Below are 13,926 nucleotides of genomic sequence, written 5' to 3'. Positions count from 1 at the left end.
TACAGGTTTCAATTCATTCGTATTGTCGACGTGTGGATGCAGTCGAAGACACAGGCAACAGACCACCGGACGATCTGACGGCACGCGCCCGGATCCGCGACGCAGCCCTGACCCAGTTCGCCGAACGCGGGGAGGGCGGCGCCACGATGCGAGGCATCGCCGAAGCCGCGGGCGTATCTCTGGGCCTGGTCCAGCACCACTTCGGGTCGAAGAAGGCGCTGCGCCGGGCGTGCGACGAAGCCGTGGTCGACGCGCTCGGACGACGGCTGACGGCCGCCGCCACGGCCGGTTCGCTCGTCGAGTCCGGGCTGCTGGCCGAGCTCTTCGCCACCAGCGGCCCGTTGCTGCGCTACCTCTCCCGCGCCACTGTGGACGGATCACCGGCGGCCGAGCGGGTTTTCGATCAGCTCGCGGCCGGCACCGCGGAGTTCCTCGGCGCCACCTGGCCGGAGCGGTTCCCGCCCGGCTCCACGGCGGCCATCAGCGCCGCCGCGGTGATGACGGCGATGCACACGGGCACGGTCGTGCTGCACGAACACATCGCCCGCCACCTCGGCGTCGACCCGCTCGACAGCGCCCACACGAACCGGATCGGCACCGCCATGTTCGACGTCTACGCCGCCATGGCCGACTTCGCGGCCTCGCCCGAGGGAAAGCGGATCCGGGAATCCACCGCCGACCACCGGGGAGACGGATCGTGACACTCGTGGCCATCGATCACCTCACGCCGATGCAGAAGACGCTGCTCGTCACCTTGAAGGGACGCGCCGTCGACAGCAGGTCCGCCGGCCCCGTCCTGGGGGACGCGCTCGCCACCGACGTGCTCGGCAAGCTTGCCTACGACACCGACTCGGTGAAGCTCGGCGTGGGCGTGCCCGAGACGGTCGGCATCCGCAGCGCGATGCTCGACCGCGCGGTCACCCGGTTCGTCCGCAGTCACCCGGACGCCGTCGTCGTCGAACTCGGCAGCGGGCTGGAAACGCGCAAGTTCCGGATCGACCCGCCGCCGGACGTCGACTGGTACGACGTCGACTTTCCCGAGGTCGTCGAGCTGCGTGACCGACTACTGCCCGGCCGCGACAACGCGCACGGCGTCGGCGCGTCGCTGCTCGACGAACACTGGACCGAGGGGATTCCGCGTGACCGTCCGACGATCGTCGTCGCCGACGGCGTGATCGGGTTCCTCACCGAGGACGAGAACCGCCGACTGCTGCCGCACATCACCGAGCATTTCGCGGGCGGCGAGCTCGTGTTCAACGCCTACACCAGGCTGGTCGCCCGGATGGCGGGCCGCTACTTGAAGACGGTCGGCATGCCGGCGGACTACCGGACCTTCGGCATCGGCGATCCGCAGGACATCGTGGCCCTGGCGGCGGATCTGACGTTCGTGGAGGAACAGTGGGGCGACGCCGCGCCGGAACGCGATCGCCTGCCCTTGGCGTACCGCCTCATGTCGCGGGCGTTCGCCCACTGGCCCGCGCAGGCCCGCCGCGGCGCCTGGATCGTCCGCTACCGGTTCTGACCACGTTGCAGCACCGCAACACGGACAGTGCCCCCAAGGGCACCTTCGGGGCGCTCAACGCCCCCAAGGTGCCCTTCGGGGCATCCACCCGGAGGCCGGGCGTTGCAGGTGTGCACCGGCCGGTGCGCGCGGCTCAGTCGAGCCAGGTGGCGGCTTCGGCGGCCCAGTACGTGAGGATCATGTCCGAACCCGCACGGCGGATCGAGGTGAGTACCTCGAGGATCGTGCGCTCGCGGTCGACCCAGCCGTTGGCCGCCGCGCCCTCGATCATCGCGTACTCGCCCGAGATGTTGTACGCCGCGACCGGCACCGACGAGGTCTCCGCTGCCGCCCTGATGACGTCCAAATAGGACAACGCGGGCTTGACCATGACCGCGTCGGCACCCTCGGCGATGTCCAGTTCGATCTCACGGCTCGCCTCGCGGGCGTTGGCCGGGTCCTGCTGATAGGTGTTGCGGTCGCCCTGCAGCTGCGAGTCGACGGCCTCCCGGAACGGTCCGTAGAACGCGCTCGCATACTTGGCGGAATAGGCCAGGATCGCCGTGTCGGTGAACCCCGCGTCGTCGAGCGCGCGCCGGATGACGCCGACCTGGCCGTCCATCATGCCGCTCGGGCCGAGCCAGTGCGCACCCGCACGCGCCTGTGCGAGCGCCATCTCGGCGTAGCGCTGCAGCGTGGCGTCGTTGTCGACCGCGCCCGCGTCGTCGAGCACGCCGCAGTGGCCGTGGTCGGTGAACTCGTCGAGGCACGTGTCGGCCATGAGCACCGTGGCGTCGCCGAGGTCGGACCGCAGATCTCCCAGCGCGACGTTGAGGATGCCGTCCTCGTCGGTGCCGCCCGAGCCGACGGAGTCGCGTGTGGACGGAACGCCGAACAGCATCAGCCCGCCGACGCCCGCCTCGACGGCCTTCGCCGCCGCCTCGCGCAGCGAATCCCGCGTGTGCTGCACGACACCGGGCATGCTCGAAATCGGCTTCGGCGCGCCCGCGGCGTCGGCCTCTTCCGAGACGAACACGGGCAGGATCAGCTGGCGGGGGCGGAGGGTCGTCTCGCTGACGAGCCGGCGCACCGCCGGCGTGGTCCGCAACCTGCGTGGGCGATGTTCGGGAAACACATCGACACCGTACTCCCGCGCGGGCGCATGCCCCGACCGCGTCAAGATCCCCGGTCCGCCGCATCCCGGCCGACCGGCACCGCCCCCGCACAAAGACACCGTGCCCGACGGGCGACGGGCGACGGGCGACGGGCGGCTCAGGCGAAGAAGCGGGCAAGCGACCGTGCGACGGCCCGCGGATCGTCCTCGGGTGCGAAGTGCCCCGCCCCGGGCAGGTCCTCTCGCCGGGCGCCCGGAATGGCGGCCGCGAGCCGGTCCCCGGTCGACGGTGCGAGCCACCCGTCCTGTTCGCCCCAGAGCACCAGCGTCTCTGCGGTGATGTCGCGGAGGCGGTCGACGGCTTCCCGGGTGTCGTCGAAGTGGACGTGTTCGGCCTGCGCGACCCAGCGCCGTTGCCCCTCCGCGCCACGCCACGGTGCGAGGTAGAGGTCGAGCACCTCGTCGCTCATGTCGTGGTGGGTCGCGGTGCGCAGCCGCGGTGCGACGAGGTCGGCGAACGCGTGCTCGGGCATCGTGCGGTAGGCGTCGGCGTACCGCTGCATGTGCTCGGTGAACGCCGTGTTCCACGGGCCGATGACCGCCGCGTCCAGGAAGGCCAGCCTGCGCGCCGGAACCCCCTCGACGAGGTGCGCCCTGGCCACGATGCCGCCGCCGATGTCGTGTCCCACCAGGTCGGGACTCGTCAGCCCCCAGTGCTCGACGAGCTCCGCCAGCGTCGCCGCCTGCGTCGCGATGGACGGCGCGGCCGACTCGTCGAGCGTCGAATCGCCGAACCCGAGCAGGTCCCAGACGTACACGGTGTGCCGCCGCGCCAGCTCCGGGATCACCCGCCGCCACAGCTGGGCCGATGCCGGCGTGCCGTGGGTGAGCACGATCGGCGGGCCCGAACCGTACACACCGGCTGAAACCTCACCGGCCGAGACGCGGATCCGTGTGTCGAGCCACAGCGTCCCCGGATCGGTGCGGACTGCGTTGCCCATGCCTCCACCACTTTCGCTAACCGTTAAAATGACCTTTATCCGGTTACTCTAGCAGGGAGTAATACTTGAAGATAGATTTCAACCGTTACAGCGGCGGCGCGAATGCGGCCACGGAGCTGGTCAACACCTCGGGACGGGTGCGGAGTCACGGCGACGCACTGGCCGACGTCGCCGCGCTCGGGGAATTCTTCGCAGCGCACGGCCTCGACCACACCGTGCACGCCGACGATCTGGAACCGGCGCACGCACTGCGCGACGAGGTCCGCACGGCACTGGAGGCCGACGAGGACGAACTGGCCCGTCACGCCACCGCGTTCGTCACGCGCGCCGGCCTCGGCCCCGGACTGCACCGCGACGCCGACGGGAACTGGAGCTGGCACGTGGAGACGTCACCGGATGCAACGGCCACCGACACGCTCGCCGTGCTGGTCGGCACCGGCCTGCTCGGCGCCCTGTACACGCTGGGGCACGACCGGTTCCGGCACTGCACCGCGCCGGATTGTGCAGGCATGTTCGTCGACACCAGCCGCGCGGGACGGCGCCGCTACTGCATGCCCGAACTGTGCGGAAACCGCCTCAAAGTCGCCAAGCACCGCGCCCGGCAGCGCGACCGGACCTGACCGTCCCGCACACCGCCATCACGACACACCCCCACCACGGCACCGGGACGAGCGCCGGTGGATCGAACACCATCCCGCGGAACGCGACCGTCCGGGCACAACGACGCCCCGCGCAGGACACCACGGGCCCAGGCGGGCGCAGCCGCGCGTCAGCGCGTCCTCGGGGGCGGGTGGCCGGGCGACGGGCGGGCGCAACACGGCCCCCGGAATCCGCAACACGGGCTCCGGAATCCGCAACACGACCCCTGGAACGAGAACGCCCCGCCGCACGGGTGTGCGACGGGGCGTCTCAGCGGCAGTACTCAGGGTGCGAGCCGTGCTCAGGAGCGGCGGGTGCGCTTGGCCTTCTTCGGCGGCGGCAGAGCGCCCTCGGCGCGCAGCTTCGCCGCGTGGGCGGCGAGGGCGTCGACGAGCAGGACCGAATCCGGCGTCTCCGGCTGCACGTCGACGCGCAGGCCGAACTCCGTCGCCGTCTCGGCCGTCTTCGGGCCGATGCACGCCACGAGCGTGCGCGCGTGCGGCTTGCCGGCGATACCGACCAGGTTCCGCACGGTCGACGACGACGTGAAGCACACGGCGTCGAATCCGCCGGTCTTGATCATCTCGCGGGTCTCGGCGGGCGGCGGCGCGGCGCGCACGGTGCGGTACGCCGTCACGTCGTCGACCTCCCAGTTGGCCTCCGTCAGGCCCGCGGACAGCGTCTCCGTGGCGATGTCGGCACGCGGCAGCAGCACGCGGTTGACCGGGTCGAACACGTCGTCGTACGGCGGGAACTCCTTGAGCAGCCCCTCGCTCGACTGTTCGCCCTCGGGCACGAGCTCGGGCTGGATACCGAACGAGCGCACCTTCTCGGCCGTCGCCTCACCGACGCAGGCGATCTTCACGCCGGCGAACGCACGGGCGTCGAGACCGAACTCGGTGAACTTCTCCAGCACGGCCTTCACGGCATTGGCCGAGGTGAACACGATCCACTGGAACCGGCCGTCCACGAGGCCCTTCACCGCGCGTTCCATCTGCGCGGGGCTGCGCGGCGGCTCGACGGAGATCGTCGGCACCTCGTGCGACGTCGCACCGTGGCTGCGCAGCCGCTCGGCCATGTCGCCTGCCTGGTCCTTCGTGCGCGGCACGAGAACCTTCCAGCCGTACAGCGCGCGCGACTCCCACCACGACAGCTGCTTGCGATCCGACACGATCGACCCGACGGTGACGATCAGCGAGCCAGCCAGCTCACCGGCGTCGGCACCGAGCGAGGCCAGGGTCGTCTCCACGGTGCGCTGCGTGTTGACGGTGCCGTTCGACGTGACGGCCACGGGTGTCTCGGCCGGGATGCCGTTGTCGACCAGCTGCGAGGCGGCCTCGGCGAGGTGGCTCGACGTGCCGTGCAGCACGATCGGCCCCTGTGCCTGTGCGACGCCCTTCCAGTCCACGTCGCGCGTCAGGTCCACCTCGGTGTGCGTGCCGCCCAGCGGCAGGCCCGCGTACGCCGGGACCGCGGTGCTCGGCGCGACACCCGGCACGACCTCGAACACGACGTCGGTCTTCGACACGGCCTGCACCTCGGCCACGACCGCAGGCTGCGTCAGCGGGTCACCCGCGACGAGACGCAGCACGACACGGCCCGACTCGGCCTCGGTGGCCAGGTCCTTGGCCACGTCCCCCGGCTCGCCGACGGCGGGACGCGCCTCGGCCTCCTCGCGGGCATAGGCGAGTGCGCCCGCCGGGACGTCCGGGTCGGTGACGACGACGTCGGCCTTGGCCAGCAGCTCCTGGGCGCGGACCGTGAGCAGCCCGGCGTCACCGGGGCCCGAGCCCACGAAGGCGACGCGCCCCGTGGTCTTGCTTGGGGGGGTCATGTGCTTCGTCTCTCCTCATGCAGCGGCCGCACCGAGGCCGGCGGCCGAACTCGTACTTACCTTCTGCGGTTCTGGCGACGTTTCCGACGCCGGTGTCACGCCTGTCACGTGCTGTGGCTGCGGCGGCACGCGGCCGCAGGATCCGGACGCATACCCGGCGCCCACCGGGTTCCCTCCGCGGCGGAAGCGAACGCGCCGACTCAGGACAACAGCGCGCCCGCACCGAGATCGAGCAGCTCGGCGGCGACCCCACGGCCCAGTTCGTCGGCGTCCTTCGTCTCGGCGATCGCCGAGGCCTTCAGGATGCTCACGGAGTCATCCTCGAGGCCGGTGGCGGCGATCCCGCGCAGCGAAAGGCGGTCGACGACCTTCCCCTCGCTGTCGAGGTCCTCCACGACATCGGCGAGCGCTCCGACGGGTGCGCTGCAACCGGCTTCGAGCGTGGCCAGCACGGCCCGCTCGGCCTTCGCGGCGACCCTGGTCGCTTCGTCGTCCACGACGGACCGGAGCAGACGCTCGGCCGCGACGTCCGCGACCCGCGTCTCCACCGCCAGCGCACCCTGTGCGGGCGCGGGCAGCAGCTGCAGCGGATCGAGCGTCTCGGTGATCTCGTCGACCCGGCCGACCCTGGCGAGTCCCGCCCTGGCCAGCACCACCGCGTCCAGTTCCCCGGACGTGACCTTGCCGATGCGGGTGTCGATGTTGCCGCGGATCGGCACCACGGTCAAACCGAGTCCGAGGGCCTTCAGCTGCGCGGTCCGGCGCGGCGACCCCGTGCCGACGACCGAGCCGGGAGGCAATTCGCCGAGCGTGAGGCCGTCCCTGGCGATCAGCGCGTCCCGCGGGTCCTCCCGCGGCGGCACGGCGGCCAGCACGAGGCCGGACTCCGGCGCCGTCGGCAGGTCCTTGTACGAGTGGATCGCGACGTCGATCTCCTCGGCCAGCAACGCCTCGCGCAGCGCCGACGTGAACACGCCCACGCCGATCTCCGCGATGGGTGCGCTGGAGCGGTCGCCGGGGGTCGAGACCGTGACGATCTCGACCTCGTGGCCGGCGTCGGTCAGCATGTTCGCGATCGTCTGCGTCTGCGCCACGGCGAGCTTGCTGCCGCGGGTGCCGATGCGGATCGGGTTGTCTGTCACGGAACGTCACCGTCGATCTGGTCACTGGTGGTCATGGGGGCCGACGGGCTGGACACCGTCTTCGGCGCCTGCGGGTCGAGCTCGAACAGCTCGCGCAGCGCGGTGGCGTAGTCGGTGTCGCTGGTCTCCGCGGCCAGTTGCTTCACGCGCACGGTCGGGGCGTGCAGGAGCTTGTCCACGACACGCTGGACCGTCCGGCCGACCTCCTCGCGGACGTCGGCGTCGATCTCGGGCTGCCGCCGGTCGAGCCGAAGCAGCTCGGCGTCGACGACCTCGGCCGCCCGTTTGCGCAACGCCGTCACGGTGGGTGTGACGGCCGCGCTGCGCTGGCCCGCCAGGTAGGCGCGGACCTCGTCCAGGACGATGCCTGCCGCCTTGGCGGTCTGCTTCTCGGTGGTGCCGCTGCCGGAGTCGTGCATCCGCCTGCGCACGGTGTCGAGGTCGACGACGTGCACGCCGTCGACGTCACCGACCTCGGCGTCGACGTCACGCGGCAGGCCCAGGTCGCACACGACGAGCGGCGCGGTCCGCGGCCCGACGTGGCGAGTCTCCAGCACGGTGCCCTTCGCACCGGTGCACACGACGGCCACGTCCACGCCGCTCGCGGCATCGGCCAATCCGGCGAGAGGCACCGCCGTCGCGGGCACGCCCTGTTCGGTCACCGACGCGGCGAGCCGCTCGGCGTTCGCCTGCGTGCGGTTGGCGACGACGATGCTGCCGACCCCTGCTTTGCGCAGGTGCGACGCCGCGAGCGCGCCCATCGAGCCCGCACCCACGACCAGGGCCCGCTTGCCCTCGAGGTCACCGATCGCGCCTGCGGCCTCGTCCAATGCCGCCGATACGACGGACGCGCCGAGCTGATCCAGGCCCGTCTCGGTGTGCACGCGCTTGCCGACGCGCAACGTCGTCTGCACCAGCTCGTGCAGCGTCCGTCCGACGGTGCCCGCCTCCCGCGCGGTGGCGTAGGCCGCCCGCACCTGGCCGAGGATCTGCGTCTCGCCCACGACCATCGAGTCCAGCCCCGACGTCACCTGGAACAGGTGCTCGACGGCCGCACCCGCGTAGTGCACGTAGAAGTTCTCGTAGAGCTCGTCGGGAGCCATGCCCGCCTGGCGGGCCAGCACCGACGCGATGTTGTCGAGGCCGCCGTGGAACGTCTCGACGACGGCGTAGACCTCGATGCGGTTGCACGTCGAGACCGCCATGACCTCGGAGAGGTGCTCCGCCTGCTGCAACTCGTGCAGGATCTTCGGTACCTCGGGCGCCGGGATGGACACCCGCTCGAGCGTGGTCAGATCCGCCGTCCGATGGGACAGTCCGAGCGCAAGGATGCTCATGACGGCACCACCGCACCGCTCGCGTCCGTCGCTTCCGCCCCAGCCGCTTGGCCGTTCACCTGTCCGTCCGCCCTTCGCGCCACGTGGAAGGAAAGGATCTGCAGCTCCACGGCCAGATCCACCTTCCGAACCTCGATGTGTTCCGGAACCTGCAGCACCACCGGCGCGAAGTTCAGAATGCACTGAACCCCGCCTGCGACGAGCCTGTCGCACACCGTTTGTGCCGCGGTCGGCGGCGTCGCGATGACCCCGATGGAGATCTCCCGCTCCGCGCACACCTCGGGAATGTCGTCCAGGTGCGACACGGGCAGTCCGCCCACCGGCACCCCGATCAGGTCCGGGTCGATGTCGAACAGCGCCTCGACCGGGAACCCGCGACCGGGAAAACCGCCGTAATTCGCCAACGCATGTCCGAGGTTACCGATTCCCGCGACCGCCACGCGCTGCTGCTTGTTGAGCCCCAGGGTGCGTTCGATCTGGCCGATCAGTACCTCGACCTCGTATCCGACGCCCCGGGTGCCGTACGAACCGATGTACGAGAGGTCCTTGCGGAGTTTGGCGGAATTCACACCCGCAGCGGTCGAGAGCTCCTCGCTGGAGACCCGCGTGCTGCCCTGCTCCTGCATGCTCGACAGCACGCGCAGATACACCGCCATGCGGCCGACCGCGGCCTCGGGAATGGCCTTGGCGGGCGCCTCACCGTCGGCGACGGCGGGCAGCTCGGCGGTCGGGGTACTGTCGTCGAACTCCGCCGCGGCTGTGCCGTTGGCCGGTTTGCCGTTGGCCGGTTTGCCCTGGGCGGCCTTGCCGTTGGCGGCTTTGCTCTGGGCGGGTTTACCGTTGGCGGGCTTGCCCTGGGTGCCGTTCGTGGCCTTGCCGCTCGCCGTTTTACCGCTCGCGGCCCTGGTGGCAGCGGACTTGTCGGCGGCAGCCTTGTCGGCGGCGGCCTTGCTGCTCGCGGCCTTACCGGTGGCGTCGGACTTGCCGGTGGCGTCGTGGTCTTTCGCGGCGGTTTTCCCCGTTGACTTCGCGTTCGCCGTCTTCGCGTTCGACGACTTCGCAGGCGAGGGCGCTGTGTTCGAGGACGTTGCATTCGAGGGCGTGCCGTCGATCACGGCACCCGCGGTGTCGTCCTTCTCCGCGGCGCCGTCCTCCGCAGTGTCCCCCTCCGCGGTGTCGTCGGCCCCGGACGACACGCCACTGCCGGGCACGGTGACGTCGACCACCGCACCGCCGGACGCGACACCGCCGGGCTCGGCACTGCCGAACGCGGCATCACCGGACGCGGAGTCGTCGGCCGCGGATTCGGATTTCGGGTCGGTTTTCGGGGCGGATTTGCCCGCGCGGCGCGAGCGGGCCAGGCCGCGTACGGAGGAGGCGATATTCCGCCGGCCCCGCTGTGCCATCACGCTCCGACTCCCGTCATCGAAATTTCGAGACAACCCTTGACCAGCAGGCGGCGACCGTGTTCGATGCACGGCGCGTCACCGGCGCGGAGAACACGGTAGTTCATTTGTGAACGCGTGCACAAAGCAGCAGGTAAGCGCGTTGACCTGCGCCCCAACCCCGGTTTTCCTGACGCACTGTCATTTCCGAGTCCTGTCATTTCCGAGTCGTCGCCGACGGCCCGACGCGCGATGGCACCTCCCCGCATGTCCTGCACTCAGGCATGCGTGTCCTGCACCCAGCCCGCCGTGTCGCACCCGCCCGTCGCCCGTGTTGCTCCCGCCCGTCGCCGAAGTGCCACCTCTCATCGGGGCGGTCGCGCGGGCTACTCCGTGGTGAACGTGATCGTGTGGTGGCCGGTCGCACCGTCGGGCAGCACGCCCGTGCGCTCGGAGGTCTGCGTGTACCCGGACTTGTCGGTCGCACGGCAGGCGATCCGGTGGTTGCCGGGACGGTCGACGTCGAGCGCGAGGTGCCACATGCGCCACGTGTCGTCGGAGACGTCGGCCGACAGGGTCGCCTCCTGCCAGCTGCCGCCGTCCAGCCGCACCTCCACCTTGGCCACGCCCGTGTGCTGGGCCCACGCGATCCCGGCGGCGATCACGCGCCCGGCGGGCATCGTGGCGTTCGCCGACGGCCGGTCGATGCGCGATTGCGTCTTCACCGGCGCCTCGCGGGCCCATCCGCGGTCGAGCCAGTACGCCCGGCGCGCATTCCACGTCGTCACCTCGAGGTCGGTGACCCACTTCGTCGCCGACACGTACCCGTACAGGCCCGGCACGACGAGCCGCGCCGGGAAACCGTGCTCGAGCGGCAGCGGTTCGCCGTTCATGCCGAGCGCGAGCATGGCGCCCCGGTCGCGTTCGAGCAGCACGTCGATGGGAGTTCCGCAGGTCCAGCCGTCCGAGCTCGACGAAAGCAGTTGCTGGGCACCGGCGCCGACGCCGGCGTCGCGGAGCAGATCGCCCAGATCGACGCCGGTGAACGTCGCCGTGGAGATCAGCTCCCCGCCGACCTGGTTGGACACGCAGCACAACGTGAGCTGCCGTTCGATCAGGCCGCGGCGGCGCACGTCGTCGTAGGTGAGCTCGAGCTCACGGTCGACCATGCCGTGGATGCGCAGCCGCCAGTCCTCGGCGGGTACCTGCGGCACGGACAGGGCCGTGTCGATGCGGTAGAAGGCGTCGTTCGGGGTGAGGAACGTCGGCGTGCCGAGCTTCGCGAAGTCCGCGTCGTGCGGCGGTGCCGGCGCGCGGCGGGCACGCAACGGCGGGGCCGACGCGCGGGAGGAGGCCGCATCGCGTGCCCCGCCGACGACGCCGCCCGCCAGTCCGGCCACGCCGGCGATCGCAGCGGCACCGCCCGCCGTGACGAGGAACCGCCGCCTGCCGGGCGGGCTCGTCGAGGTACCGGTGTCGGGCGGGGGCGTCGAGGTGCCGGTGGACAGGTCGGCGTCGGTGGACAGGTGGGTGTCGGCCGGTTCCGGGTCCGCGGGGTGGGACGCCGAGCCGGTCGCCGTCCCGGTGGCCGTGGCCGGGCCGGTGGCCGGGCCGGTGGTCGACGGCAGGGCGCGCCGGTGCAGCAGCAGCCACGTCGCCACGCCCGCGACGAGACTCGCGAGGGGTGCGAGCGCGGCGAGCCTGCCGACGTCCGGGCGCGTCACCACGGCGACGAGCCCCACGACGCCGACGACGGCGATCAGCACCGTGCCGGGCGCCGGGCTGCGCCGTGATGCCAGCGCCGCGGCGACGGCCAGCCCGACGAGCGTGGCACCCATGCCCACGAGGAGTGCGATCTTGTCGGCCGTGCCGAAGGTCGCGATCGCGAAGTCCTTCAGCCACGACGGCGTCAGGTCGATCGCCGCGTTGCCGACAGCCAGCAACGGCGACGCCTGCGGACCGGCGAACGCCGCCACCAGGTGCCCGGCCGCCAACGCCGCGGCGAGCGCCACGACGGCTGCGATCACGAGCCGCGCTCTCGGCACCCGCCGGGCCGCCGTTGCGGGCTGCGGGGGTTTCTGCGACGGGTCGTTCGTCGGTGCCATGCCTCCATCGTGACCCTGAAACCGGCGCGTGTGACCAGGTCAGGGCCTTACGACTCCCTTACGCTCCCCTGCCGAAACCCGCCACCACCCGTGTTGCAGATTCCGGAGCCCGTGTTGCACCTTCCGGAGCCCGTGTTGCGGGTTCGCGTGTCCTGCACTCAGCACCGCGTGTTCTGCGCCCACCCGTCGCCCGACCGCCACCCCTCATCGACACGCCGACGCGCGACCGCACCCTCTCGCGTGTTCTGCGCTCACCCGTCGCCCGGCCGCCACCCCTCACCGACACGCCGACGCGCGGCGGCACCTTCCCGCGTGTTCTGCGTTCAGCCGCGGGTGAGGGCGTCGCGGACGGCGTCGTCGGTGCGGGCTATCACGGCGGTGCCGTCGTCGGCGGTGATGATCGGCCGCTGGATCAACTTCGGATGTTCGGCCAGCGCGGCGATCCACTTCTCCCGCCCGGAGTCGTCACGGGGCCATTCGGTGCGGTCCTTGAGGACGAGGTCCTTCGCGATCTGCTCCTGCGTGCGGGTGATGTCCCACGGTTCGAGGCCGAGCCGGTCGAGGACGTCGCGGATCTCGTCGGCCGTGGGCACGTCCTCGAGGTACTTGCGCACCGTGTACTCGGCGCCCTCGGCGTCGAGTAGGCCGAGGGCGGTCCTGCACTTCGAACAGGCGGGGTTGATCCAGATCTCCATCGCTGCCTCTCGTGGTCGCAACCCGGGTACTGCCGCGAGGTTAGCCAGCCGCAGCAGGCGGCGAGGTCGACTCGGCGTCAGGACACACGGCGCACGTGGAGCCGTTTCTTGTCGGTCCTGGCGACGAGTCCGGCGCCGAACAGGGCGTCGTCGGCCTCGATCCGCGCCGTGTCGTCCTTGCCCGCGTCGAACCGGCGGCGCAACAAGGTGTGTTCGCCGGCGGTGAATGCGGGGCTGCCGTCGACCCAGCGTTCGTACTCGTCCGCGTGCGGATCACCGTCCCGCCACGGCCAGGAGTGCCGCTCGAACGCGGCGCGCAGGTCGCGTTCCCGCAGGTCCTGGGCTCCCGGCAGGCGCACCGGCGCGGCGTCCCGCCTCAGGAACACGAGCGTCGCGCGGTCGCGGAAGACCGCCGTCGTCGTGGCGCGTTCGGTCCAGGCTTCGCGCCCCTCGACCCGGGACTCGACATGATCGTCGAGCACCCGCAGGGACAGCGCCTCATGAAACGTGAACAGCGTCAGCACGACCCCGACGACCACGCCGAGTCCCGTCATGACCGCCACCGACCAACCCTGCGGCAGATCACCGAGCAGGTGCAGCCACCCCGGCGCTCCGATCGGCGTTCCTTCCAGCAGGTTCGCCAGGCCGCCCAGCAACGGTCCGCCGGCGAATCCGAGCAGCGCACCCACCACGACCGGCACCGCGATCACGAGCGCCGGAATCGCTGCCGGGATGCGGATGCCGGTGCTGGAGCCGTCTGCGGATTCGCTGGTCACGCGCGGAAGGATGCCAGATCGTCCCGCATCGCGAGATCGCGGCCGGCGGTGGACGTTCGCCGGGCCGGCAGTGGGGCGGCGGTGGGGCGGCAGGCGGGAGCGATGATGGGTGCATGCATCACGTCACCGTCATGACGCGCGCCGGATGCCACGCGTGCGAGATCGCCGAGGCCGACGTCGCCCGGATCTGCGGGGAGCTCGGCGCGACGTGGTCGGCCGTCGACGTCGACACCGACCCCGAGCACCAGGCCGAGTACGGCGATCGCGTCCCGGTGCTGCTGGTCGACGGCGACGAACACGGGTACTGGCAGGTCGAGGAAGCTCGGCTCCGCACGGCCCTGAGCTGACGTACGCCGGGTGTCCGAGTGCAGGACACGCGTGGCAGCACAGTCACGCC

General features: G+C 71.4%; 12 protein-coding genes and 1 pseudogene. 4 read left to right on the top strand and 9 right to left on the bottom strand.

Annotation, left to right across the window (positions count from 1 at the left end; translation table 11 throughout):
- Nucleotides 1–32: 32 nt before the first annotated feature.
- Together LY41_RS18760 and LY41_RS18755 are read left to right on the top strand one after the other, a co-directional pair.
- Nucleotides 33–701 carry a TetR/AcrR family transcriptional regulator gene (locus LY41_RS18760; RefSeq protein ID WP_253865383.1) on the top strand — a complete coding sequence of 223 codons (669 nt, stop codon included), beginning with the start codon at nt 33–35 and terminating at the stop codon, nt 699–701.
- Nucleotides 698–1,522 carry a class I SAM-dependent methyltransferase gene (locus tag LY41_RS18755; protein ID WP_253865381.1) on the top strand — a complete coding sequence of 275 codons (825 nt, stop codon included), beginning with the start codon at nt 698–700 and terminating at the stop codon, nt 1,520–1,522. Before LY41_RS18760 ends, LY41_RS18755 begins: the two co-directional genes overlap by 4 nt.
- A gap of 133 nt (nt 1,523–1,655) precedes the next feature.
- On the opposite strand, the gene hemB is transcribed toward LY41_RS18755, so the two are convergent.
- Both hemB and LY41_RS18745 read right to left on the bottom strand, forming a co-directional pair.
- Nucleotides 1,656–2,636 carry a porphobilinogen synthase gene (hemB, locus tag LY41_RS18750; protein WP_253865380.1) on the bottom strand — a complete coding sequence of 327 codons (981 nt, stop codon included), beginning with the start codon at nt 2,634–2,636 and terminating at the stop codon, nt 1,656–1,658.
- Between the two features lie 137 nt (nt 2,637–2,773).
- Entirely contained in the window at nt 2,774–3,616 is an 843-nt protein-coding gene (locus LY41_RS18745; RefSeq protein WP_253865379.1) for an alpha/beta fold hydrolase, read from the bottom strand.
- Nucleotides 3,617–3,681: 65 nt separating this feature from the next.
- Between LY41_RS18745 and LY41_RS18740 the strand changes: the two genes are divergently transcribed.
- Nucleotides 3,682–4,236: a CGNR zinc finger domain-containing protein gene (locus LY41_RS18740; RefSeq protein WP_253865377.1), complete on the top strand. Its 555-nt coding sequence runs from the start codon at nt 3,682–3,684 to the stop codon at nt 4,234–4,236.
- Nucleotides 4,237–4,556: 320 nt separating this feature from the next.
- On the opposite strand, the gene LY41_RS18735 is transcribed toward LY41_RS18740, so the two are convergent.
- The 7 genes and pseudogenes from LY41_RS18735 to LY41_RS18705 all read right to left on the bottom strand — a co-directional run bounded on the left by LY41_RS18735 (nt 4,557) and on the right by LY41_RS18705 (nt 13,529).
- Nucleotides 4,557–6,089, bottom strand: a complete 1,533-nt coding sequence (locus tag LY41_RS18735) for a bifunctional uroporphyrinogen-III C-methyltransferase/uroporphyrinogen-III synthase (protein ID WP_253865376.1) — start codon at nt 6,087–6,089, stop codon at nt 4,557–4,559.
- Between the two features lie 200 nt (nt 6,090–6,289).
- The gene (gene hemC / locus LY41_RS18730; RefSeq protein WP_253865374.1) at nt 6,290–7,231 is read right to left on the bottom strand and encodes a hydroxymethylbilane synthase; all 942 of its coding nucleotides are present in this window, start codon (nt 7,229–7,231) and stop codon (nt 6,290–6,292) included.
- A complete protein-coding gene (locus LY41_RS18725; RefSeq protein WP_253865372.1) occupies nt 7,228–8,568 on the bottom strand; it encodes a glutamyl-tRNA reductase in 1,341 nt (446 codons plus the stop codon). Before LY41_RS18725 ends, hemC begins: the two co-directional genes overlap by 4 nt.
- Nucleotides 8,565–9,308, bottom strand: a pseudogene (locus tag LY41_RS18720) (redox-sensing transcriptional repressor Rex); the annotation flags it as partial. The gene LY41_RS18725 and the pseudogene LY41_RS18720, both read right to left, overlap by 4 nt.
- Nucleotides 9,309–10,339: 1,031 nt before the next feature.
- Nucleotides 10,340–12,058, bottom strand: a complete 1,719-nt coding sequence (locus LY41_RS18715; protein WP_253865371.1) for a molybdopterin-dependent oxidoreductase — start codon at nt 12,056–12,058, stop codon at nt 10,340–10,342.
- A 323-nt stretch (nt 12,059–12,381) separates the two neighbouring features.
- Entirely contained in the window at nt 12,382–12,753 is a 372-nt protein-coding gene (locus LY41_RS18710; RefSeq protein ID WP_253865370.1) for an arsenate reductase family protein, read from the bottom strand.
- A 77-nt stretch (nt 12,754–12,830) separates the two neighbouring features.
- A complete protein-coding gene (locus tag LY41_RS18705) occupies nt 12,831–13,529 on the bottom strand; it encodes a YqeB family protein (RefSeq protein ID WP_253865368.1) in 699 nt (232 codons plus the stop codon).
- A 113-nt stretch (nt 13,530–13,642) separates the two neighbouring features.
- Between LY41_RS18705 and LY41_RS18700 the strand changes: the two genes are divergently transcribed.
- Entirely contained in the window at nt 13,643–13,876 is a 234-nt protein-coding gene (locus LY41_RS18700; protein WP_253865367.1) for a glutaredoxin family protein, read from the top strand.
- Nucleotides 13,877–13,926: the final 50 nt, after the last annotated feature.

The organism is Prauserella halophila, assembly GCF_024171895.1.
In the GTDB taxonomy this organism is placed as follows: Bacteria; Actinomycetota; Actinomycetes; order Mycobacteriales; family Pseudonocardiaceae; genus Prauserella; species Prauserella halophila.
The sequence above is the reverse complement of the archived record's forward strand: the minus strand, read 5'-3'. Positions and strand labels throughout refer to the sequence as shown.

What these genes read in the sequence shown, in the direction of transcription:
- LY41_RS18725 (WP_253865372.1), bottom strand. Translation starts at nt 8,568, where the DNA reads ATGAGCATCCTTGCGCTCGGACTGTCCCATCGGACGGCGGATCTGACC.
- LY41_RS18700 (WP_253865367.1), top strand. Translation starts at nt 13,643, where the DNA reads ATGCATCACGTCACCGTCATGACGCGCGCCGGATGCCACGCGTGCGAG.
- LY41_RS18745 (WP_253865379.1), bottom strand. Translation starts at nt 3,616, where the DNA reads ATGGGCAACGCAGTCCGCACCGATCCGGGGACGCTGTGGCTCGACACA.
- LY41_RS18735 (WP_253865376.1), bottom strand. Translation starts at nt 6,089, where the DNA reads ATGACCCCCCCAAGCAAGACCACGGGGCGCGTCGCCTTCGTGGGCTCG.
- LY41_RS18710 (WP_253865370.1), bottom strand. Translation starts at nt 12,753, where the DNA reads ATGGAGATCTGGATCAACCCCGCCTGTTCGAAGTGCAGGACCGCCCTC.
- LY41_RS18715 (WP_253865371.1), bottom strand. Translation starts at nt 12,058, where the DNA reads ATGGCACCGACGAACGACCCGTCGCAGAAACCCCCGCAGCCCGCAACG.